The sequence below is a fragment of the Fibrobacter sp. UWB4 genome (assembly GCF_002210345.1).
Taxonomy (GTDB): domain Bacteria; phylum Fibrobacterota; class Fibrobacteria; order Fibrobacterales; family Fibrobacteraceae; genus Fibrobacter.
In genome coordinates, this window is sequence record NZ_MWQI01000005.1 from 1 (window position 1) to 21,523 (window position 21,523).

General features: G+C 50.4%; 15 protein-coding genes and 1 tRNA gene. 12 read left to right on the forward strand and 4 right to left on the reverse strand.

All coding sequences use genetic code 11. From position 1 onward, the window contains the following. The first annotated feature begins 334 nt into the window (after positions 1-334). Positions 335-407: transfer RNA gene (locus B7990_RS09045), tRNA-Gly, on the forward strand. Between the two features lie 104 nt (positions 408-511). Further along, a complete protein-coding gene (locus B7990_RS09050; RefSeq protein ID WP_088640657.1) occupies positions 512-1,672 on the forward strand; it encodes a coproporphyrinogen-III oxidase family protein in 1,161 nt (386 codons plus the stop codon). Positions 1,673-1,739: 67 nt separating this feature from the next. Here the strand turns inward: B7990_RS09050 and B7990_RS09055 are convergent, their stop codons facing one another. Next, positions 1,740-2,552, reverse strand: a complete 813-nt coding sequence (locus tag B7990_RS09055; RefSeq protein WP_014545470.1) for an RNA polymerase sigma factor RpoD/SigA — start codon at positions 2,550-2,552, stop codon at positions 1,740-1,742. Positions 2,553-2,903: 351 nt separating this feature from the next. On the opposite strand from B7990_RS09055, the gene B7990_RS09060 reads away from it, so the two are divergent. From B7990_RS09060 to B7990_RS09085, 6 genes are all read left to right on the forward strand, one after another. After that, the gene (locus tag B7990_RS09060; RefSeq protein ID WP_088640658.1) at positions 2,904-3,680 is read left to right on the forward strand and encodes a class I SAM-dependent methyltransferase; all 777 of its coding nucleotides are present in this window, start codon (positions 2,904-2,906) and stop codon (positions 3,678-3,680) included. A 53-nt stretch (positions 3,681-3,733) separates the two neighbouring features. Further along, complete coding sequence (locus B7990_RS09065) at positions 3,734-4,846, forward strand: glycosyltransferase family 4 protein (RefSeq protein WP_254917428.1); 1,113 nt, start codon at positions 3,734-3,736, stop codon at positions 4,844-4,846. Continuing rightward, positions 4,843-5,853, forward strand: a complete 1,011-nt coding sequence (locus tag B7990_RS09070) for a lysylphosphatidylglycerol synthase transmembrane domain-containing protein (protein ID WP_088640660.1) — start codon at positions 4,843-4,845, stop codon at positions 5,851-5,853. Before B7990_RS09065 ends, B7990_RS09070 begins: the two co-directional genes overlap by 4 nt. Positions 5,854-5,968: 115 nt before the next feature. Further along, positions 5,969-8,170, forward strand: coding sequence for a UvrD-helicase domain-containing protein (locus B7990_RS09075; protein WP_088640661.1), 2,202 nt, complete (start codon positions 5,969-5,971; stop codon positions 8,168-8,170). Continuing rightward, a complete protein-coding gene (murI, locus tag B7990_RS09080) occupies positions 8,154-8,963 on the forward strand; it encodes a glutamate racemase (RefSeq protein ID WP_088640662.1) in 810 nt (269 codons plus the stop codon). Before B7990_RS09075 ends, murI begins: the two co-directional genes overlap by 17 nt. A gap of 102 nt (positions 8,964-9,065) precedes the next feature. Then, positions 9,066-9,704, forward strand: a complete 639-nt coding sequence (locus tag B7990_RS09085; RefSeq protein ID WP_073423419.1) for a hypothetical protein — start codon at positions 9,066-9,068, stop codon at positions 9,702-9,704. 123 nt (positions 9,705-9,827) lie between these two features. Here the strand turns inward: B7990_RS09085 and B7990_RS09090 are convergent, their stop codons facing one another. Beyond that, positions 9,828-10,769 (reverse strand): lysylphosphatidylglycerol synthase transmembrane domain-containing protein, encoded by a 942-nt coding sequence (locus B7990_RS09090; RefSeq protein ID WP_088640663.1) that lies wholly within the window; start codon positions 10,767-10,769, stop codon positions 9,828-9,830. A gap of 59 nt (positions 10,770-10,828) precedes the next feature. Here B7990_RS09090 and B7990_RS09095 point away from each other — a divergent pair, with 59 nt between their 5' ends. Further along, on the forward strand, positions 10,829-11,452 hold the full coding sequence (locus B7990_RS09095; protein WP_073423417.1) for a bifunctional 2-polyprenyl-6-hydroxyphenol methylase/3-demethylubiquinol 3-O-methyltransferase UbiG: 624 nt from the start codon (positions 10,829-10,831) through the stop codon (positions 11,450-11,452). Positions 11,453-11,454: 2 nt separating this feature from the next. Here B7990_RS09095 and B7990_RS09100 read toward each other — a convergent pair whose 3' ends face one another. After that, complete coding sequence (locus tag B7990_RS09100) at positions 11,455-12,564, reverse strand: glycosyltransferase family 1 protein (protein WP_176407269.1); 1,110 nt, start codon at positions 12,562-12,564, stop codon at positions 11,455-11,457. Between the two features lie 213 nt (positions 12,565-12,777). Here B7990_RS09100 and B7990_RS09105 point away from each other — a divergent pair, with 213 nt between their 5' ends. The 3 genes from B7990_RS09105 (at position 12,778) to B7990_RS09115 (ending at position 19,550) form a co-directional block, all read left to right on the forward strand. Then, positions 12,778-14,397 (forward strand): LamG-like jellyroll fold domain-containing protein, encoded by a 1,620-nt coding sequence (locus B7990_RS09105; protein ID WP_088640665.1) that lies wholly within the window; start codon positions 12,778-12,780, stop codon positions 14,395-14,397. A 142-nt stretch (positions 14,398-14,539) separates the two neighbouring features. Continuing rightward, positions 14,540-18,397, forward strand: coding sequence for a DNA polymerase III subunit alpha (locus B7990_RS09110; RefSeq protein WP_088640666.1), 3,858 nt, complete (start codon positions 14,540-14,542; stop codon positions 18,395-18,397). Then, positions 18,384-19,550 carry a lipid-A-disaccharide synthase gene (locus tag B7990_RS09115; RefSeq protein WP_088640667.1) on the forward strand — a complete coding sequence of 389 codons (1,167 nt, stop codon included), beginning with the start codon at positions 18,384-18,386 and terminating at the stop codon, positions 19,548-19,550. Before B7990_RS09110 ends, B7990_RS09115 begins: the two co-directional genes overlap by 14 nt. Here the strand turns inward: B7990_RS09115 and mutL are convergent. Further along, positions 19,512-21,449 carry a DNA mismatch repair endonuclease MutL gene (gene mutL / locus B7990_RS09120; RefSeq protein ID WP_088640668.1) on the reverse strand — a complete coding sequence of 646 codons (1,938 nt, stop codon included), beginning with the start codon at positions 21,447-21,449 and terminating at the stop codon, positions 19,512-19,514. The two genes, B7990_RS09115 and mutL, sit on opposite strands and share 39 nt — an antisense overlap. Positions 21,450-21,523 lie beyond the last annotated feature (74 nt).

The following is a 21,523-nucleotide window of genomic DNA, read 5'->3' on the forward strand; positions in this document are numbered from 1 at the left end:
CACGACCTTGCCAAGGTCGGGGTCGAGGGTCCGAGTCCCTTTTCCCGCTCTAAAATAAAAGAAGACGCTGTTGAGCGTCTTCTTTTATTTTATGGTCAGAATAAGACGAGGCCCCGAGAAGAGGGTGCGACAAAATTCGGCTTATGCACAAAGTGCGAAAAACCGAATTTTGCGCTTGACACGAACGCAGTGAGTGCAAGCCCGAAGGGGCAAAGGCCAGCCGCGTAGCGGGGACTGGACTTTGACAATCCCTTTTCCCGCTCAAAAAAATTCACTTTTTCATCCCAGACCCCTTTATAACTACAAATTTTATTTCTATATATGGGCTACCCTCGCGGGAATAGCTCAGTTGGTAGAGCACGACCTTGCCAAGGTCGGGGTCGAGGGTCCGAGTCCCTTTTCCCGCTCTAAAACAAAAAGCCTAGCATCAAGCTAGGCTCTTTTTTTATGGTCAGAATAAGACGAGGACCCGAGCCAAGTAGTTCTTTTTTATATTTAACCAGTTGAAGTTATGTTCGGTATTTATATTCACGTTCCGTTTTGCGCGAAAATTTGCGATTATTGCGACTTTCGCGTGATGCCTGCGAATGCTCGGCTGTTCGAGGAATATGTGGGCTTGCTGGAACGTGAAATTCGCGCGTTTGCGATGGCGCATCCTGTATCGCATTCGGCGTCTTCCAAAAGCGCTCTTTCGCGGGCGCGAACGCTTTATCTTGGCGGTGGAACTCCTTCAATTTTGCCAAGCGCATGCCTGGAACGGATTTTTGCGGTGCTTGCGTCGTGTGGCGTTCGCGTAGATGCGCTTGACGAAGTCTCGATGGAATTCAACCCGGAATCGTGTACCGAAGAATCTGTGCAAACGGCGCTCTCGTGCGGCGTGCGTCGCTTTAGCCTTGGACTTCAAACGTTTTCGCAAACGCTCTTGGACCGCATTGGCCGCAGGCACACGGTAGAACGCGGCTTTGAAGCTTTGCGTTTGTTAACTTCGCTTCCGCAGGCGAAAGTCTCGGCGGATTTGATGTTTGATTTGCCGGGGCAATCGGTAGATTCTTTCTTGAAAGATGTGGACCGCTTGTCGGATTTTCCGCTTGGGCACTTGAGCTTTTATGGATTGAATGTGGGCGAGAGGACGCTTTTGGGCGGTCGCGTGTCTCGTGGCGAAGAAAAAATTGACGAGAGTTTGTACGAGCCGATGTATCTCGGGGGCGTCGAGATTCTTGAGAAAAAGGGCTTCGCGCGTTATGAGGTCTCGAATTTTGCAAAGCCTGGCGACGAAAGCTTGCACAACATGAACTACTGGAATCGCGGCGAGTACATTGGCTTTGGGCCGGGTGCGCATAGCTATTTTGACGGTCGCCGTTTCTGCGCTCCAGAGATGTATCCGCGTTGGCGCGATTATGTGAATGCTGGCTCGCCGGATGCATCGCTGACATACGATGATCTTGATAAAGATGACGTCCTGACGGAGCGCGTGTGGCTTTCGCTTCGCCAGCGCTCTGGCCTCGACCTAAATGCGCTTGTTGCTGACGGAATTTCTGTTTCGCCGGCAGGCTATGAGCGATGGGTCAAGAAAGGTTTCGCAACGCTCGATGGCGGAATCCTAAAACTTGTCGGCCGTGGCTGGATTTTCATGGACAGCGTCGTGACGGACGTGTTGAACGCCTGCCGATAGCACGTTCTCCATAAAAAGGAGATGCCCCGTCGGAGCGGGGCATGACAAGTTTAATTTTGGCTTTTAACTACTTATTAATCGCCGCCAAGAATGCGTCTTTCTTTTCTTGCAAGAAGTCCTTGCTGTTGTACTTGCGGATACGGCGGAGAGCCTGGTCGCGCAACTGACGCACACGTTCGTGGGAGATGTTCATGGATTCGCCCACTTCGCGGAGAGTCTGCGGAGCTTCCTGGTTGATGCCGAAAATGCCGGTAATGACTCGAGCTTCGCGTTCCGGGAGCTGTTCCATGAGGTCACGAGCCAAAGCTTCGACGCTCTGGATTTCGGAATCGGCTTCCGGGTTCGATGCACCACTGTCCGGGAGGACTTCGGCGTATGTAGCCTTGGAATCAGCCTTGAGCGGGCTATCGAACGAAACGCCGCGCTGACCGATCTGGATCAATTCACGGATTTCTTCGTTGATTTCTTTACCGCGGGATTGTTCGTGCAAAGCCTTACGCACGCGGAGGTGCTGGTTTGCTGGCAAGCGGATAAGGTTGCCCTGTTCGTTAATAGCACGAGTGATATATGCCTTGATCCACCAAACGCCGTAACTGATGAATTTAAGACCACGGGTATGTTCGAAGGATTCGATTGCGCGGACGAGACCCATAGCGCCTTCGCTGACCAAGTCCGGAAGCGGAATCGGGCAGCCACGGTACTGGATGGCGACTTTGAGCACAAAACGCATGTTTGCAGAAATCAGTTTTTTACGGGCGATTTTGTCGCCTTCTTTAGCTTTCTGGAAAAGAATCTGTTCTTCTTCGCGTGATAGGGGTGCGGTACGACGGATGTCTTCTAGGTATCTTTTGAGAGTGGTATCGGTAGAATCAATATGCATTTTAAAAACCTTGCCCTTATAATATCGCTTTTTTAAAGCAAGTTGCGTGCCAATTGTGTAAAATTTTCCAAATTTTTTACAAAAAGTCCTTTAAATGTCGGTTTCGCGGTTTTCGGAGCCGTGGATGCCCAATATTTTTGTCGTAATTTTGTAAAATTGTCGTAAAAATATAACAAATTTTTCAAAACGTGACAATTTGAACACGGCAATCTGCTCTAGCCGAATAGAAAATGTAAAGTCGTATGTTTCATTTTGGAATACACCGTTGACCAATGACTACTGACTAATAACCCACTTCTAACTTCCTATTTCCTACTTCCTACTCTCATTTTTTCATATATTATCCCCGTTATGTCAATAAAAGAGCCTGATCAATCCGTATGGAACCGTTTTTGGCAGCGCAAGAACGACATGGACAAGGTCTATCCGTCTTCGCCGTCTATTATAGAAGCTATTAAGAAGAATTTTAAGCTCGATGGCTTGAAGGTGCTGGAGGTCGGTGCAGGTACCGGCCGCGACAGTGCTGAACTTGCTCGTTTGGGCGCCGATGTCTATGTTCTCGATTTTGCCGACAATAGCTTGAAAATTGTCAATTCGCTCCGCGAGAGTGAAGGTCTCAAGAATTTGCACCTGGTTCGTGGCGATGCTTTCAAGTCTCCGTTCCCGGATAACACTTTTGACTTGGTGTTCCATCAGGGCTTGGCTGAACATTTCAAGGATTCGCTCCCGCTCTTGCAAGAAAACTTCCGCATCGTCAAGCACGGCGGTTGCTGCCTTTGCGATGTCCCGCAGACGGTCCACCCGTACACGATTATCAAGCATATCTTGATTGCGCTCGATAAGTGGTTTGCCGGTTGGGAAAAGCAGTTCACGATGGGTCAGCTCAAGACGCTTATGCGTGACGCTGGTTTTGAATGTGTCTATGCCTATGGCGACTGGATGCGCCCGAATCTTTACTACCGCATTCTGCGTGAACTCTGCTTCAAGTTCGGTATTGAACTCCCGAAGTATCCGCTCGATGGAACGGCCTACCAGAAAATTAAGGACAAAATTCTGGATAGCCTCCAGTCTGTGCCGGTAATGCACTACACGCAGCTTTGCATCGGTGTTATTGGCCGCAAGCCCTAAGTTTGTGCTAAGGTAGTTGCTTGAAAATCCTCGTCGTAAATTATCGGGATCGTATGCATCCGGCTGCCGGCGGCGCCGAAAAGCACTTGCATCGCATTTTCGGAAAGATTGTAGAAATGGGCCACACGGTAGTCCTGTTTACGACGACATTTCCTGGCGCCAAGGAACGCGAAGTTGTTGATGGAATTCAGGTCATCCGCAAGGGTGGCGATTTGATGTTCCAGCTCACGGTGGCATTGAATCTGAAAAAGCTTGACCGCGAATTCAACTTTGACGTTGTTGTTGAGGATTTGAACAAGTTACCGGTCTTTGCCCACTGGTTCGTCCGCAAGCCGCTCCTGGTGCAGATGCATCACTTGTGGCGGAAGTCGATTTTTGCGGAGGCCGTTTTCCCGGTGGCGTTTGGTGTCTGGTTCTTTGAGCGGATTATCCCGTTCTTTTACCGCACTCAGAATTTTGTGGTGGTAAGCCCGAGCACCAAGAAAGAACTTGCCGAAATCGGCGTGGACGAAAGTCGAATCTCCGTGATTTATAACGGGTCGGAAATGCCCAAAGTTGCGGAGTGCGCGGATTCTTGTGAGAGTGCGACGAATCCTGCGACAAGTGCGGCGACTCCGTATTTCATTTGGCTTTCGCGTGTACATCGTTACAAGGGCATCTGGACGGCGCTCGAAGCGTTTGAAAAATTCTCAAAGTCGCACCCTGAAGTCAATCTTTATGTCGTTGGCGATGGCCCGCTTTTGAAAAAGCTCCCGACCTGGATTCAATCGCATGGCCTGGAAGGCAAGGTGGTTTTGACGGGTTTTGTGTCTGCTGCCCGCAAGTATGAACTGCTTTCGTCTTCGCTTGCGCTGTTGCAGACGAGCTACAAGGAAGGCTGGGGGCTTACCGTAATGGAAGCGGCACAGCTCTGCAAGACGACGATTGCGTCGGATGTGCCGGGACTCTGCGATAGCGTCCGTGACGGCGAGACGGGAATTCTGTTCCCGTCGGGAGATGCGGCCGCGTGCGCTTCTGCCATGGAAAAAATTTATGGCGATGCAGAACTCCGCGCGAATCTTGGCAAGAATGCTAAGCGTTATGCACTCACGTTTAGCTGGGAAAAGTCTGCCTGTGAAACGTTGGAATTGCTGGAACGTACGATCGAAAGGAGCGTACGAAAATGAAGTTGAATCCGAAGCTCAAGTCGGTAATCGTTTTTTGCTTAAAGCTGGTGGTGACGCTCGTTCCTGCTTACTTTGTCTATCGGAACATTGTGAGCGACCCGGAATGGGACGTTGGTGACCTCTATGACTTGTTCAAGAAGAACAGCATTTTCCCGCTTGTGATTGCACTCCTCAGCCTTGCGGTTTCGAACTTTACCGCTTGCCTCCAGTGGAAGCTCTTGCTCGAAAAGCAGGGTGTTCGCCTCAAGTACGGCAAGCTCCTCAAGCTTTATCACGTGGGACTGTTCTTTAATAACTTCATGCCGGGGAATGTCGGCGGTGACGTCAAGAAGGTTTACGATATCCGCATGCAGGGCGGGCAAGATACGGTTGGCGCAGGTTTTACGGCGACGGTGTTTGACCGCTTGTTTGGACTTTTCTTTATTACGTTATTTGCTCTCGGTGTGGGCGCCTTGTTCTTTATTCACGATCCAGAACAGCGTGCGTTCATGTGGCCGTCTGTCTGGATATTCCTCGGCTTCTGCGTGATGTTTGCTGGGCTTTTGAGCCGCCGCATTGGCAAGTTCTTCTGCCGCATGGCAGGGAAGGTTTTGCCCGAAAAATTTGAAACGCGACTCCTTCGCATGTTTGACCGTTTCCAGAAGTTCCGCTCCAAGAAACTTTGGATCAACATCATTTGCCTTTCGATGGTCACGCAGTCGCTCCGCATCTTTGTGCACTTTTTCTGCGGGATTGCGGTGGGCGTGAACCTCTCGATGTCGTGGTACTTCTATTACATTCCGCTGGTTGCCATTGTGAGTGCGCTCCCGATTTCGATTGGCGGTTTTGGTCCGCGTGAATTTTTGGCACAGTCGCTTTTTGCGCGTGCAGGTGTGCCTGGACTTGAATCGGTTGTGATTCAGTTGCTCGCTTATTTTGTAAGTTTGATTTTGAGCTTGTTCGGGGCGGTGGCATTTTTGGTGGGGCAGAAGCCCGTGCCGGCCGAACCCGCGAAGAACGCTCAATAGTTTGCTATATCCGTTGCTTATATCCTTTGCTATATGAACCTGCGTTAAAAAGGAACGCTAAAACAGTAGTGTCATCCTGAGCGTAGTCGAAGGATTTAGCTGCTTATATGAAAATATGGATGTAGAAAGTCTTTTGGTCGGACTGAACTCCGACCAACGTGCAGCGGTACTCCACGATCATGAAACGAACGGACAACTTTTAATTCTGGCTGGGGCGGGTTCGGGAAAGACTTCGGTCTTGACCAAGCGAATCCAGTACCGGATTATGTCGGGCGTTGTGCCGGAAAAAATTTTGGCGCTCACGTTCACGGCGAAAGCGGCTGCCGAAATGCGGGAACGTGTGCAAAAGCTTTTCCCGAATGCGGGTGTGCGACTCTGCACATTCCACTCGCTTGCGCTGTTTATCCTCAAGTCGAAAGTTCCTGCGGCGTCTTGCCCTGCGTACGAGCTTGTTGGTTTCAAGAAAATGCCGGTCCCGACGGAATTGGCAGACAAGACTTTTATACAGGAACTTGCGAAAGTTGGCGGGCGAAAATTCCGCTTCTCACGCGAAGAGCTTTTTTCAGATGCGCATCCCGCGAAACTCCTTAAAAAGCTTGAACCTTTACGTCAGCGCGTCCTGGAATCCGGGCAAGTTGTTTTCGAAGACCTCATTTACCAGACGATTAATCTGCTCGAAAATCACGAAGAGGCGCGCGCATATTTCCAAAATCAATGGACCGAGATTCTCGTCGATGAATACCAGGACATCAACCCGTCGCAGTACCGTCTTGTGAAAGCGTTGCTGGGCGATCGCAAGTCGTTGTTTGTTGTGGGCGATGATGACCAGGCCATTTACGGATTCCGTGGGGCGGATATAGGAAACATCAATCGCTTCCGCGATGACTTCAAAGAAAGTTCGCTTATCCGCTTGGAATGGAATTACCGCTCGGTCGCGAATATCTTGCATTTTTCGAATCGCATTTTCGAAAACAAGCCCATCCACTTGCGGAAGGTCTTGCGGGCTGGCAACATGAATGGCTCGGGCGGCTCGCCGATTTTCAAGGAAAACCGTGAACCCGAAATCTGGGTGTGCGAAGACCCCGTCGAGGAAATGCTGAAAATTATCACGAGTATCAAGTTGCTCCGCGAAAGCTATGACCTCCAATGGAAAAACTTTGCAATCCTCGTGCGCTATAATAGGCAGCGCCTATACTACGAAGAAGCGCTCCGCGATGCCCGCCTCCCGATTGCAGGGACGGTCGTGTCGGAAGTGGGTGACGTGGAGGGGGAGGGCGAGGTCCTTGAAAACGGGATCCATGTCGAGACGGTCCACGCATCCAAGGGGCTTCAGTATGCGGTGGTCTATTATGCGGGTATGTCCGAGGGGCTTACGCCGGGTTCATGCACGGGCACACGGAAAGAACGCCAAAAACAGCTCGATGAGGAACGCCGATTGTTTTACGTCGGGGTCACGCGGGCTGAATCTTTTTTGGTTTTGCTATATTGCAAACGTAGATATTGGAAAGGGCGCCTTACGAAACTCAGACGGTCTCGTTTTTTGCCCAGGGAAAATTCAAAAACAGAGTGTAATATGCCAGTTATGTTATTTAGGATCTATGGAGCAGCAAGAATTTTTGCGTTTATGCTCGAATATATTTTCAAGATTGCATTCATGTACATTTTCCGTCGCAAAGACCTGGATCCATGGCTTGAAGAAAAGGTGCAGGTTTTCTCACGCTTCTGCATGAAGGTCTTGCGCGTGGACTTGACGATCGAGGATCAGGCGCAACTGGCGAAAGTGGACTGGACACGCCCGGTGTTCGTGATGGGCAACCACCGTTCGTACCTGGATATCCCGCTTGCGTTCCTCGCGTTGCAGCGTACCGTGGGCTTTATCGCCAAGACGCAGTTGCAGCGCATCCCGATTCTGAACTTCTGGATGCACAAGCTCGGTTGCGTCTTTATCGACCGCGAAAAGGGCGGCGGCGCTGCGATTATCCAGAAGGCGCTCCAGACGGGCAAGATGCCGAGACTCTTTGTTTTCCCGGAAGGCACCCGCAGCAAGCGCGATGGCATGGTCGCTTTCAAGAGCGGCTGCTTTAGACTAGCCGTCGAGGCTAATGCTATTATATTACCTATGGTCACTAGAGGTTCCGACTTGCTTTGGGAACACCGCAAGGATTCCAAGCACCATCCGGTCAACATCAAGATTCTCGAACCGATAGATACAGTCGAGTTCAAGAAAACTCACGGCGGCGATGCGATGGACCCGCGCCATGAACTGCTCCCGTATGTCCGCAGCAAGATGGAAGAAGCTTATGATCGGCGTCTTTGATTCTGGTTTTGGCGGGCTCACGATCTTGCAGAAGCTCCGCCACACGCTCCCGCAGTACGATTACCTGTATTTGGGGGATAACGCCCGTGCACCGTATGGCTCCCGCAGTTTCGAGACGATTTACCGCTACACGCTCCAGTCCGTGCGTGAACTTTTTCGCCGTGGCTGCCCGCTGGTGATTCTCGCTTGCAACACGGCATCGGCAAAGGCGCTCCGCAGCATCCAGCAACAGGTGCTCCCGGTCGAATTCCCGGACCGTCGCGTCTTGGGCATAGTACGTCCGACTGCCGAAGAAATCGGGAACTTCTCGAAGACGGGACACATCGGCATTTTCGCCACCTCGGGGACGGTTTCTTCGAACAGCTACGTCCTTGAAATCAGCCACTTTTTCCCAGACCTGAAGGTGACGCAGCACGCCTGCCCGATGTGGGTGCCGCTCGTGGAATACGGCGAACGCGGGACCGAGGGTGCTCGATTCTTCGTGAAAAAGGACGTGGACCAGTTGCTCGCGGCTGACCCTGAAATCGATACGGTACTTTTGGCTTGCACTCATTACCCGCTTCTTGAAGAAGAAATTCGGGCCGCACTTCCACCGCACGTCCGCTTGGTGGTCCAGGGCGACATCGTCGCCGACAAGACTTTGGACTACCTCAAGCGCCATGTGGACATGGAAAAACGCCTTTCGAAGGGCGGTTCCGTGCATTATTTGACAACTGATACCGCAGAATTCTTCAAAAAAGGCGCTTTTCGCTTTGGAATGGAAGATATTTCGGCGGAGTCGTTGACTTTTTAATAAGTAAATTGTATTTTGATAATTGTTACTGACGAACCGTACTCGGTCCGCTTGTACTCGTTTTAATTTTCGAACTTTAAACTATTTGAGTGGATTTATAAAATGCCGAAAACACAGATCAATCTCGAAGGTTGGCAAGACTACCGTGGCAACATGGCGGGTAGCCTGCTTTATGTCGAAACTAGCCATCAGTCCGAAATGCCTGTCCGCGACCAGCTGAATGAAAATGAAAAGGGTTTTCTTTACGAACCGAACTACGAAACCAGCACCTATGGTCTGATGAGCTGCTACAATGTGAAGGCTATCAACACGATCGTGAAGAGCAAGAGCCGTTACATTCTTTTCGGCACCCGTTACGAAGGCTTGAGCGATTCCGAAATGCGCAACAAGTACCTCATCATGGGTTACATGCGCATCGACAAGATCAAGGATGTGCGCACCCGTCACGTGCAGCGCTACATGGCAAACCCGGAAATGGAAGAACCGGAATGCATGCAGATGGAACACAACTGGGCTGTCTACGGTCCGATGCGCTTTGTCTCCCTCGACGATTCTTTCGTTGTGACGGACGAGATCCTCAAGGAATGGGGCTACAAGGGCCATGCATCCCGCCAGCTCAAGACCGTGTTCTCCAAGGAACACCTCGAAAAGATTCTCGCTCACCTGGATTCCAAGCAGGACATGATTGACGAGTATATCGCTACCGTCGATGAATACAAGGAAGCCCTCGCCGAAGAATAATTCTTCGAAAAGCGATGTCTAAAGTCCCCGCCTCGGCGGGGCTTTTTTTGTATAAAAAGGAGATACCCGATCAAGTCGGGCATGACAAAGAAAACGGGCATGACATGTGGCGTTTGTGTGAGGTTATTTCTTTTTAGCGAGGAGCACGATTGCTCCTTGAGCTGCCTGGAACAGTAGCGGGATGTAGCCCAGCAGCCCGGCGGATAACACGACCGGTGCCGGAATCCCGAGAATCCCCGTGAACAGCGCCACTTGCGTCCCTTCGCGGACGCCAATGCCGTTGAGTGAAATCGGGACCATCGAGATGACAATTGTGATGCTTGTGAATACAACTAGAATGCTGATGTCGATATCGACTCTGACAGCCCGAAAATAGGCGTAAGCTATAAACAATGTCAATAGCTGTAGCCACAGCGAATCGAGGGATGAAAGCAGGATTTGTTTTTTGTGCTTTCTATATATAGAAAGGCTATTCTGCAATTTGCCTATGAACGAGAATTTGTTGCTGATAAATTGTGGAATGGGCAATTTATCTGAGAAAAGGCAAAGTAAAATAAAGATGACGCAAGCAAGGCTTGCTGCCGTCATGATTAAGGTGTAGACTAATGGAATTTCGGCTTTGCTCAGCGCAAAAGGAAGTGCAATAAAAAAGCAGAGGAACATGGCCAGGAGTCCTTGGATGCGGGCTAGCAATACCGCCGAAACAGATTGGCTTGTCTGGTTAAATTTCTTTCCAAATGCAAGGGACTTCACGGCGTCGCCGCCAAAACCGGTCGGGAGCAGGTTGTTGAAGAAGTAACCCATGGCGGTGTAGGCGTAGTAAGTCTTGAATGGAATCTCTGGACCTTGTACTGAAAGTCCTTTCCAGCGGTTCGCCTGGATGGCCATGACAAGCGTTGCCGCGACAAGCATTGCCAAAATCCATGGCGTCATGCCGATGTTCCAGTTGTCGATGACCTCGTTTATGGGAATTTTGTAGAATATGTAGGCAAAACCACCAATGCTTACGAGAAGCTGGATTATTCGCTTGACAAAGAGCTTTGTGCCTGTCTTATCGGTTGCCATTGACTGCAATAATAGCATTTTTGATTTTGAAAAATTTATATTTAAGAAAAAAGGTTTTTATGTATCGCAATAAGATTCGTTATGATGTTGCTACGCTTGTCCCGAAGGATGCTAAGAGTGTTCTTGAAATTGGGGCGGGCGCCGGAATGAATTACGTTATTTATCCCAAGGATTCTTATAAGGTCGCTATCGAACCAGAAGAACGTACCGATGCGCAGACGATTGACAAGGTTCCGGGGGGCTTCAACGAATACCATCATGGATTTTATGAGCAATATACCGAGGACCGCAAGTTTGACTTGGTGGTCATGTGCGATGTCTTGGAACATGTGAACGATCCTGTAGATTTAATCAATTTCTGCAAGAAACATTTGAATCCAGATGGCCATATTCTTGTGTCGTTGCCGAATTTTATTTGCATCGAAAACCTCCTCAAGATTATTATCACGAGAGATTTCCGTTATTTTAAGCCGGACGAGGGCGAACATGCGCTTGGTGTTCTCGATATCAATCACAAGACATTCTGGACAAAGAAGAGCTTTGTGCGCTTTGCGAAAGAAAACGGTCTCGAAGTGGAACGTATCGTGGGTATCCGCAAACAGCTCAAGTTCATGCCGAACTTGTTGAGCCATTCGTACTTTATCCCGTTCCAGTACGGGTTTTTGACGAAACTTAAGAAGTAACCTTATTCTTTATACAAGGCGCAAAGTTGCGCCTTTATTTTTTGAGCGCAAGCTTCCCATGTGAAATGGCTGACCCATTCCACAATTTCATCGTTATGTTTGCCCTTGTCGTCGATGGAATTCTCGAGTGCGCAGGCGATGCTGGAGGCGTCTTCTGGGTCGAAGTACTTGGCGACTTTGCCGCCCACTTCTGGGAGTGAAGATGTGTTGGAACAGACTACGGGTGTGCCGCAAGCGAGCGATTCGAGCACGGGGAGGCCAAAGCCCTCGTACAGTGATGGCAATACAAAGAGGTCAGCGAGGTTGTAGAAGTTCACGAGGTCTTCTTGTGAGACCATTCCCGCGTGGATTGTGAATTCTTCAATGCCGAGTTCTTTTTCGCAAGTCGCTTTGGAACGGCCGTCAAAGGCTTTCCCGACAAGCACGAGACGGCAATTTTCACGCCCATGCATTTGAGAAAAGCCCTCTAAAAGCTTGTTCAAGTTCTTGTGCGGGAGCAAGTTCCCGACGTAGAGCAAGATCTTCTTGTTGCGAGGGATGTTGAATTTGTCGTACAGATAATCGATTTCTATAGGTGATTTTTTGACAAATTCCTTGCCAACACCAAGCGGGATGACCGTAATTTTGGATTCGTCCATTTTGTAGAATCGCAAAAGGTCGCGCTTGGTGCTTTCGGAAACGGTGATAATCTTGTCGGCACGCTTGCTGACAAACCAGAAAATGAACTTGAAATAATAGTGGACGAGCTTGAACGGTAAAAACTCGGGATAGACCAGGTGTGTGAGGTCGTGGATGGTGACGAGCATCTTGCCGCGGTAGAATAATGGTACATTGCAGTGTGGAACGTGCAAAATATCGGGCTTCTCTCGATAAAGTGCTCGGTATGGAAATTTGAACTGCTCTTTGTAGCCGTAAATGCTGCTGATAAAGGGGATGTGCTTGGGAATGTTGTTGTAGGAATTCAGTTCTTTAGGGTCGCCAAGAGCTATTGTGTAACCTACATCTTTAAGCCAGTGCTGGATGCATGTGCCAATACCGGACTTGTTGACCATTCGCGCATCGATGGCGATTCTTGGTGCTTTTTCTAGGTCTTTTTTACCGGTATTGTTCATTTTTTTGAATCCTTTCATGATACAAATAATTTGTATTGTGTCAAAATACATTATTTTCTATGTGTTTTAGCGGGCTAATGTATCATAATGATAAAAAACACTGTTTGTAAACGGAAATATACAAAAAAGAGCTGGATGAAAAATTGCCAGGAAACGGAATATTAGATAATTTACCTTTTGTTACGAGGTGGAAAACTTTGTAAGGAGGACGTAATGAGTGGAAAGATGACAAAATGGCTGGCTGGATCCCTGATGGCAATGGGAGCGTTCGTTGCAGGATGCTCTGATACCAACTCTTCAGATCCGTTTGCATCTACCGTAAACGATGGCGTTTATTTGAAGAATGATGCTAAGGACATGTGGGCTCGAATCGATGAACGCGGCAGTATTGCCAGCTACTTCGATTCCCTTTCAAAGGAGGAAGGTGCTCCTGTTATTGGAACTTCGACTCGTTCTAATATCCGTTGCGAAGCCCCGGCCCTTAAAATGGATGATAACACCCGCTATCTCGACGAACTGGAATCCCTTTTTGACGAAGGTGAACAGGTCGAGGGCGTTTGCGGAAAGGCTCTCAAGCTGAGTGACGGTCAGGTTGCTCCGCTTGGCGTGAATTTGATTGATTCTATGAGTGTTGGAACAGTCGAATTCTGGTTCCGCCCGAATGCAGACTTCTTTGACAAGAATGCAAGAACGCTTCTTGGCAATGATGGTGCTAGAATCCATTTCTTTTACAAGAAGGGAGAACTCTTCTTCCAGAAAAACCATCACAACCAGCATTATTTTGTGCAGGGCAAGGCCGTGCTTAAGGAAAATGACTGGAACTTGATTGCTGGCCAATGGGGAAATGGCTACATGAGCTTGTGGCTCAATGGCGAACTTGTCGGTTATTGGGAGCATGACAAGGGCTATGTGCCGGCTCAGCGTGATATTCCGTTTGAAAATCTCGTCGTGATCGGTTATAAGTCCCGTTGCTGCATGGAAGGTCCTGGGCAGTACGAGGCTATGACCACGTCGGGTTCTTTCGACCAGTTCCGTATCTCGAATATCAATCGTTACACCTTGCCGGATTCTGTGACGGCTAAGGCAAATCCGGTTGACGAAAAGGATACGATTTTCAAAATAGATACAGTTGCAACGGATACCGTAAAGAAGGGCGATATCACTTGCAAGACTTCTGCTCTTGTTATGGACGAGAAGACTCTTTATTTTGATGAACTGGATGCGGAATACGAAGAAGGTACGCTGGTGGATGGCGTCTGCGGTAAGGCAGTTTCCCTCAAGGATGGTGAAAGCATCCAGACGGGGATTAACCTGATCGACGAAATGCCTGCTGGCACGGTGGAATTCTGGTTCCGTCCGGGCAAGGATTTCGATGAAAAGTCTGCCCGTACGCTCCTTGGTAATGATGGTTCCCGTGTTCACTTCTTTGTGAAGGACGGCAAGCTTATTTTCCAGAAGAACCATGCTGATATTCACTACTATGTACAAGCTCCGGTTCAGTTCAATAATGACTGGAATTTGATTGCGGGTCAGTGGGGTGATGGTTTCTTGAGTATCTGGGTCAATGGAGAAATGATTGCAAGTAAGGTGCATGTAGAAGGTTACGAACCTGCTCAGCGTGGTATTGAAGGTGAAAACCTCATCGTGGTTGGTCGCAAGTCTAGCTGCTGCATGGAAGGTCCGGGTCAGTATAGTCGCTTGACGACTTCTGGTGATTTTGACCAGCTTAGAATCTCCTCTGTGACGCGCTACGAAGTCAAGGTTGAGGAAGCTCCGGTTGATTCCGATAAGCCAGAATTCGTGATTGACACGACTGTGGTTGATTCTCTCTAGGTTGGTTTTACAGGCGCGAAATAAGTAACGAGCTATTTGCGAAAAGGTCCCAGCTTTCGAGCTGGGATTTTTTGCAATTACTTCTAGCATCCCCCTTCCTACAGTCTACTGCCTACTGCCAACTAATTACTAAATTGCAAGCATGGCGTTCGTTCATTTACAGACTCATTCTGAATTTTCGATTTTGCAGGCTTCGGCTAGGCTTGATGATATTTTGGCGGCTGCTGCGGCAGAAAATGCACCTGCTGTTGCTTTGACGGACCATGGTGCCATGTTTGGTATTCTTGAAATCCAGACGCGTGGCAAGGAACTGAATAAAAAGCGCAAGGAACAGGGCCTCCCGCCGGTCAAGACGGTTTATGGCTGCCACATTTACGTGGATACGCCGAGCGCAAGCCAGAAAGATCCGACTACTTTTGAACGATTGACGCTCCTCGTCGAGAACGAAAAGGGCTATTACAACCTGCTTCGCATTGTGAGTTACCGCTACGAAGACGGGGAACGCTGGGCTGAAATTCCGTCCGTGCCGCTCGAGACGATTAACGAATTTAAGGAAGGCATTATCGCCATTGCGGGCGATTATTTTAGCCGTTACGGCCAGAATGTGGCTTCGGGCAGGGATTCTCTTGCGCTCGAGTACATGGACCGCCTGAACGAGATTTTTGACCACGACCACCTGTACATCTCGGTTTGCGATAACGGGATTCCGCAGCAAAAGCACGTGAACGAATTCAACGTGGAACTTGCGAAAAAGTACGGTCGTGAAGTCGTTGCCGTGGGCGATGTCCATTACATCAAGCCCGAAGACGCCACTTCGCACAAGATTCTGCGTTGCATCTCGCTCAAAGTCACGCTCAATGGTTTTGAGGACAAGCGCTTCCCGACGGAAAAGTTCTATTTCCGCACCGAGAAGGAAATGGTGGAACTGTTCGGGCATATTCCGGGCGCTATCGAGAATACGGTCAAGATTGCCGAGCGCTGTAACTTTACTGTGAAAACCGGTATCGGTGACGAGTTCTGGCCGCGTTTCAAGATTCCTGATGAATTCCTCGCTTCTGAGGAATACCAGAACATCAAGGCCATCATGAAGGCGGAATACGATGCGGAATATCCGGTCGTCCGTGAACGTGAACTCAAGGGCGTTATCAAGGACCGCAAAAAGAAGGTCAAGGCAAATTACTGTGCTGAAAAAGGCATTGCCGAAGATGCGTTGACCGATGCGGACAATGCAGAAATCGACCGCCTCTCGCAGCCGGAATTCTTTGATGCAGACGACAACAAGGCTTGGGACAAGAATGTTCACCGCTGGTGCAAACCGGGTGGCGATGCCGACATCTATATCACGCACCTTTGCAATGAACGCTTAAAGTGGCGATTCCCCGACGAAGATTTCAAGTTCCCTGCTCACGAAACGAACGTGGGCAAGCGCATGTACAAGGAGCTGAACTGTATCCGCAACATGAACGTCGCGGGTTACTTGCTCATTGTGTGGGACTTCATTAACTGGTCTCGTGAACATGGCATTCCCGTGGGGCCGGGGCGTGGTTCTGCAGCAGGTTCCTTGGTCACTTACATCATCGGTATTACCGACATTGACCCGCTTACTTTCGACCTCCTTTTTGAACGATTCCTGAACCCGGAACGTGTGTCCATGCCGGATATCGATACGGACTTTGCTGACCGTGACCGCGGCCGCGTGATCCAGTACGTGACGGATAAGTACGGCAAGGAGTGCGTGGGCCAGATTATTACCTACGGCATGCTCAAGTCGAAGGCGGTGATTACGGACGTGGCCCGCGTGCTCGGGATTCCGCCTGCCGAAGCGAAGGCCATTACGAAGCTCTTCCCGCAGCGCACGTTGAACTTTAGCTTAAAGCAGGCCTGGACGGGTAAGGACAAGAAGGGCAATAACCTCGAAGATGGTTACAGCCCGGAACCGTTGCAGGCGATGATTGGCAGCCGCGCAAGCTACCAGAACCTTTGGGATGTCGCGAAGCGACTTGAAGATTTGCCGCGCCAGACGGGTGTGCATGCTTGCGGCGTGGTGATTACGCCGACCCCGATTTACAACCTTGCTCCACTTTACCGTGCCGCTCCGGAAGATACGCCGGTGGTGATGTACGATAAGCACTACGCCGAAGACATCGGACTTTTGAAGATGGACTTCCTTGGGCTTATCAACTTGTCCATCATTCAGGATACGGTGAAGATGGTCGAACAGAACCGCAACATCAAGCTTGTGATGAACAAAATTCCGATTGATGACAAGGCGACGTTCGAACTTTTGGGCAAGGGCCTTACGACGACGGTGTTCCAGTTCGAATCTCCGGGTATGCAGAAGTACCTGCGCGAACTGAAGCCGACCCGAATTTTTGACCTTATCGCTATGAACGCCCTGTACCGACCGGGGCCGATTGACCAGATTCCGCACTTCATTGCCCGTAAGAACGGCAAGGAAGAGATTGACTGCTACCATCCGGACTTGGAACAGGTGCTTGGCGAAACGTACGGCGTTATCGTGTACCAGGAACAGGTGATGAAGCTTGCCCAGATTCTGGGTGGCTACTCGCTGGGTGGCGCTGACAACATCCGCCGTATCATGGCTAAGAAGATGCCGGAAAAGATGGCGAAGCTCGAACCGGAATTCTTCCAGAAGTGCTTGGACAAGGGCTACGACAAGGCGATGATCCAGAAGGTCTGGGACGCCGTGCTTCCGTTCTGCGGATACGCATTTAACAAGAGTCATGCTGCTGCTTACGCTTACGTGGCTTACCAGACGGCGTACCTCAAGACGCATTACGGCCCGGAATACATGGCTGCCTCCATGACTTCCAAGATGGGTAAGACCGAAGATACGGTGACCATCATTCTGGAATGCAAGCGCCTGGGGATCCCGGTCTTGTCGCCGAATATCAACACGTCTTTGGGGGTATTCTCGGCGAACACGAAGGGCCAGATTCTTTACGGCCTCGCGGGTATCCGCAACGTGGGTATCGCTGTCGTCGAAGACGTGGTCGCGGAACGCGAACGCCGCGGCATCTACAAGGACATCTTTGATTTCTGCAAGCGCGTGGCGGAATACCAGGCGGCCCAGCCCGAAAAACGCCCGCCGCTCAACAAGAAGGTCCTGGAATGCTTGATCATGGCGGGCGCCTTGGATGATTTGCCGGGTAGCCGTGCCGTGCAATGTGCAACGGTGGACCGCGCTCTGGAAGTCGCCATGCGCAGCCAGGAGGACAAGGCCAAGGGCCAGGTCTCTCTGTTTGACTTGGGTGGCCCTGCCGCCATGCCGAATACGGCTGAAGTCTTGGAAGAAGCCGAAGAATGGACGGCGATGGAAATGCTCAACAAGGAACGCAGTGTACTTGGTTTGTTCCTCTCTGGGCATCCGCTTGATGAGTTCCGCCCGGAACTTACGGGCTTTACGAGCTGCTCGCTCTCGGAAGACGAAATCACCCGCTATGTGGGCGATACGGTTGTCGTGGGCGGTGTCGTTATCCGCATGCGCTCCATCGAAACAAAGCGCGGCGATACGATTGGCTCTGGCGCTATTCAGGATTTTCAGGGTGAAATCGAAATGTTCTTCAAGAAGGACGTCTGGGAACGCTTGCGCGATACGGTTTCTGTCGATGACCGCGTACTTGTGAAGGGTGTCTTGGAACAGCAGCGCGACCGCGACGGCTACCAGATTATCGTCGAAGAAGTCATACAGCTTGACCGTGTGCGTTGCGACATGGTGGATTACATCCATGCGAACTTCACCGTCGGGATGCTTACAGACGAGTTCCTGGACAAGCTGGAAGTCGAAATGAAGGCCAATTTGGCCGATGAATACTGCCATGGGTGCCAAATGGTGTTCCATTTGGAGGCAGATTCCGGATTTGAGCATGTCGTTGTTCTAAAAAAATATAAAGTTGTATATACTCAGGAATTGTTGCAGTGGCTTAAAACGGATTTAGGCGCTCTGAAGGTTTGGGTATCGAATCGTGCAAAACGCTAACGAAGAAAATTCTCCTTATATCCTCTTCTGTGCAGGAGAGGACTCCGGCGACATGATTGGCGCCGAGATGGTGGCTGTTGCTGTACAGCAGGGCTTTAAAGTCGTTGGTGTCGGTGGACCGCTGATGCAGGAGAATGGGCTTCAGCCCTTGTGGGACTACAATGATCTCCCGGTTTCGGGTGTGGGCGATGTAGTGCCGAAGTATTTTTCGTTAAAGAACGTTTTTGAAGTCTTGAGCGATGCCGCAGAATCGAGAAAGTGCCTTGGTATTGTGGCGATTGACTATCCTGGATTTAACATGAAGCTTGCGCGCCTTGCCAAAAAGTGGGGCAAACCCATGCTCTATGTGGCACCTCCGCAAGTCTGGGCCTGGAAATCCAAGCGGGCGAGCCTCTTTAAGCAGGCAAACAATATCCGCTTGGCGGTGTTCTTCGATATCGAAGCGAAGGCGTATAAGCAGATGGGCGTTGAAACGGTTCGCGTCAAGCACCCGATTGCAGGCTGGATTTATGATCAGGTCGAACCCCGGTCTGATATGCTGATCTTGCCGGGAAGCCGCCGTGATAGTGCGCTGCGCAACTTGCCTTCATTTGTGACCGTGGCGGAAAAATACCGCAATGTGTGGGCGGACCGCAATTTGGGACCTCTGCCGGATGTGGTGGTGGTGGCTTCGCGTGAGCATTTGGAAGTCCCGCTTCTGGTTGCCCTGGAATCGCTCTATGATGGCCGCTTGCCTAGCTGGCTGAAGGTTGTTGTGGCGCCCAAGCGCATCAGTGACCGGTTGAACTTTTATTCATGCTATTCGGCGGCAATTACATCGTTTGGTACGAGTACTCTTGAAATGGCTTGCGTCGGGATTCCGTTTGCAGCATGCATTGTGCCGGACTTTCTCACATACGCGATGGGCAAGTTCATGGTCAAGTCGGAGTTCTTGTCGCTCCCGAATGCGATTTTTGGCTGCGGCGTGACTCCGGAATTTATCATTCGCCATAAGCTGAACGACCGCATGGCAGAGGCGATTATCGATGCTCTGTTCCAGCAGGACATTGGGACTGCTGATGAAATCGCCTTGCGTCTCCGCAAGGCTCTGGATGTCGGTAAGACTTCTAGTGAACTAATGTCTGAATTTCTTGCTCAGTTCCTCAAGCGTTAAGCGCATGAGCGTCGGGCTTCCGAACGGGGACTTGAGCGGATCCTGCGTAATCATCAACTGACTGACAAGTGCCGTGATTTCTTCGGGCTTGAGCTTGTCGCCTGCCTGGTATGCGTTTGTCTTTGCCCAGGATTTCGCAATGGCTTCCTGGAACTTGACCATGTCATTCTTGGTATCGTCTTCATCGACGTCGTTCAAGAAATCGTGAACCGCTTTGGCGGCACGCGAAAGCGGGAGCGCGCTTGGAATCGAGCGGATCTGGTAGGTGTCGCCACCAAACGGCTCGACAAAGAATCCGAGCTTGCGCAGCTGCTCATCGACGTTTCGGAAGATTTCCTTCTCTTGCTTGGAAAGGTCGATGAGTTCCGGGAACAGGAGTTCCTGACTATCTTGCATGATGTTGTTCTGGAGCGATTCCATGGCCTGTTCAAAGAGCACTCGCGTGTGGGCGGCATGCTGGTCGATGATCAAGAGTCCGTTGGAATCTTCGCCGGCGATGTAGGTGTTTGCAATTTGGAAGAACGAGGGCGGCGCCCACGGCGTCTCGGGAGGCGGTGCGGGCTTGCTGTGATCGGGTTCCAGCGAAATGATCTTGCCGTATTCGGGGAGCGAAAAGAGGTCCTGAACGTCATCGCTTACGTCGTATTTGGACTTCTTGTCCGAAAGCGTAGTTGCCGGTTTTACCGGTTGAGCGTAAGGCTTGCTTGCTGATGTCGCGTATGGCTTTGCCTGCTGGAACGGATTTTCCCATGGCAAGTCGTTTTGCGGCTGTGCGGGCGTTGCAAACGAAGGCTGCGTGGGCGTCTCGATAGTCCCCGGCATCTCGGGCATTGTGGATTGTGCTGGCGCCGTCTGAGAAACAGATGCCGGGCTTCCCATAAATTCATCGCTCAAGTCGATGATGGGGGAGTGCGCTTCCAAATCCTTGGTAAACGTATCGCGGATGGCGTGTGTGACGACGAGGAACACCAAGTTCCCATTTGCGAATCGGACTTCGCGCTTGGCCGGGTGCACGTTGATGTCAAATTCCATGTCCGGCATGTCCAGGAACAGTACCGTTACGGGCTTGCATTGTGCTCCATATGGTTCGTATGCTTGCGATACTGCCTTGCTCACCATCTTGTTTTCGATGGGGCGGTTCCTCATGAAAAGGAACTGGTGATTGCGCTTGCCGTTCGTTTCGGTCGTGGGCGAGATGTAGCCAGTCACGTGGACGCCAGCTTCTGTGTAATCGACGGGGAGCAAGCCTTTGGCAACCTTGGAACCGATCGCTTCGGCAATGCGGCTGCGGAGTTCTCCAGGAACGCCTGTGAAGACCGTTCTATCGCCAACTTTATAGTCAAAGCGGATTTCCGGGTGCGAAATGGCTGTCTTTAGTACAATGTCTAAAATGCGGGAACATTCGGACGTTTCACTGCCGAGGAACGTCCGGCGTACGGGCGTGTTGTAGAACAGGTCTTCGACGAGAAATGACGTGCCACGGCTTGCCTGGATATCTTCTTTTTCGATGACTTCTCCACCTTTTACGACGATGCGACCGCTTTCGCCTTCTTGCGTGGCGCTAGTGATGGTCAGCTTGGAAACGGCTGCGATGGAGGCTACAGCTTCACCTCGGAAACCGTTTGTATGGAGGTGGAATAAGTCGTCTGCGTTTGTTAGTTTGGATGTAGTATGGCGAAGGTAGCACAGGTCCAAATCGGCGGCACCCATACCCTTACCGTTGTCTGTGACCAGGATTTTTTTCTTTCCACCTTGTTCGATCTGGATCTGAATTCGGGTTGCTCCGGCGTCGATTGCGTTCTCTATAAGTTCCTTGACAGCCGATGCTGGGCGTTCAATGACCTCGCCAGCAGCAATTTTATTGATAATTTCATCGGATAAAAGGTGAATTTCCGCCATTTTCGCTTTTATATGTAGCTATTACGTATGTTTTTTGTTATTTGATTGCTATATTATAAATATAGCTAATGAAT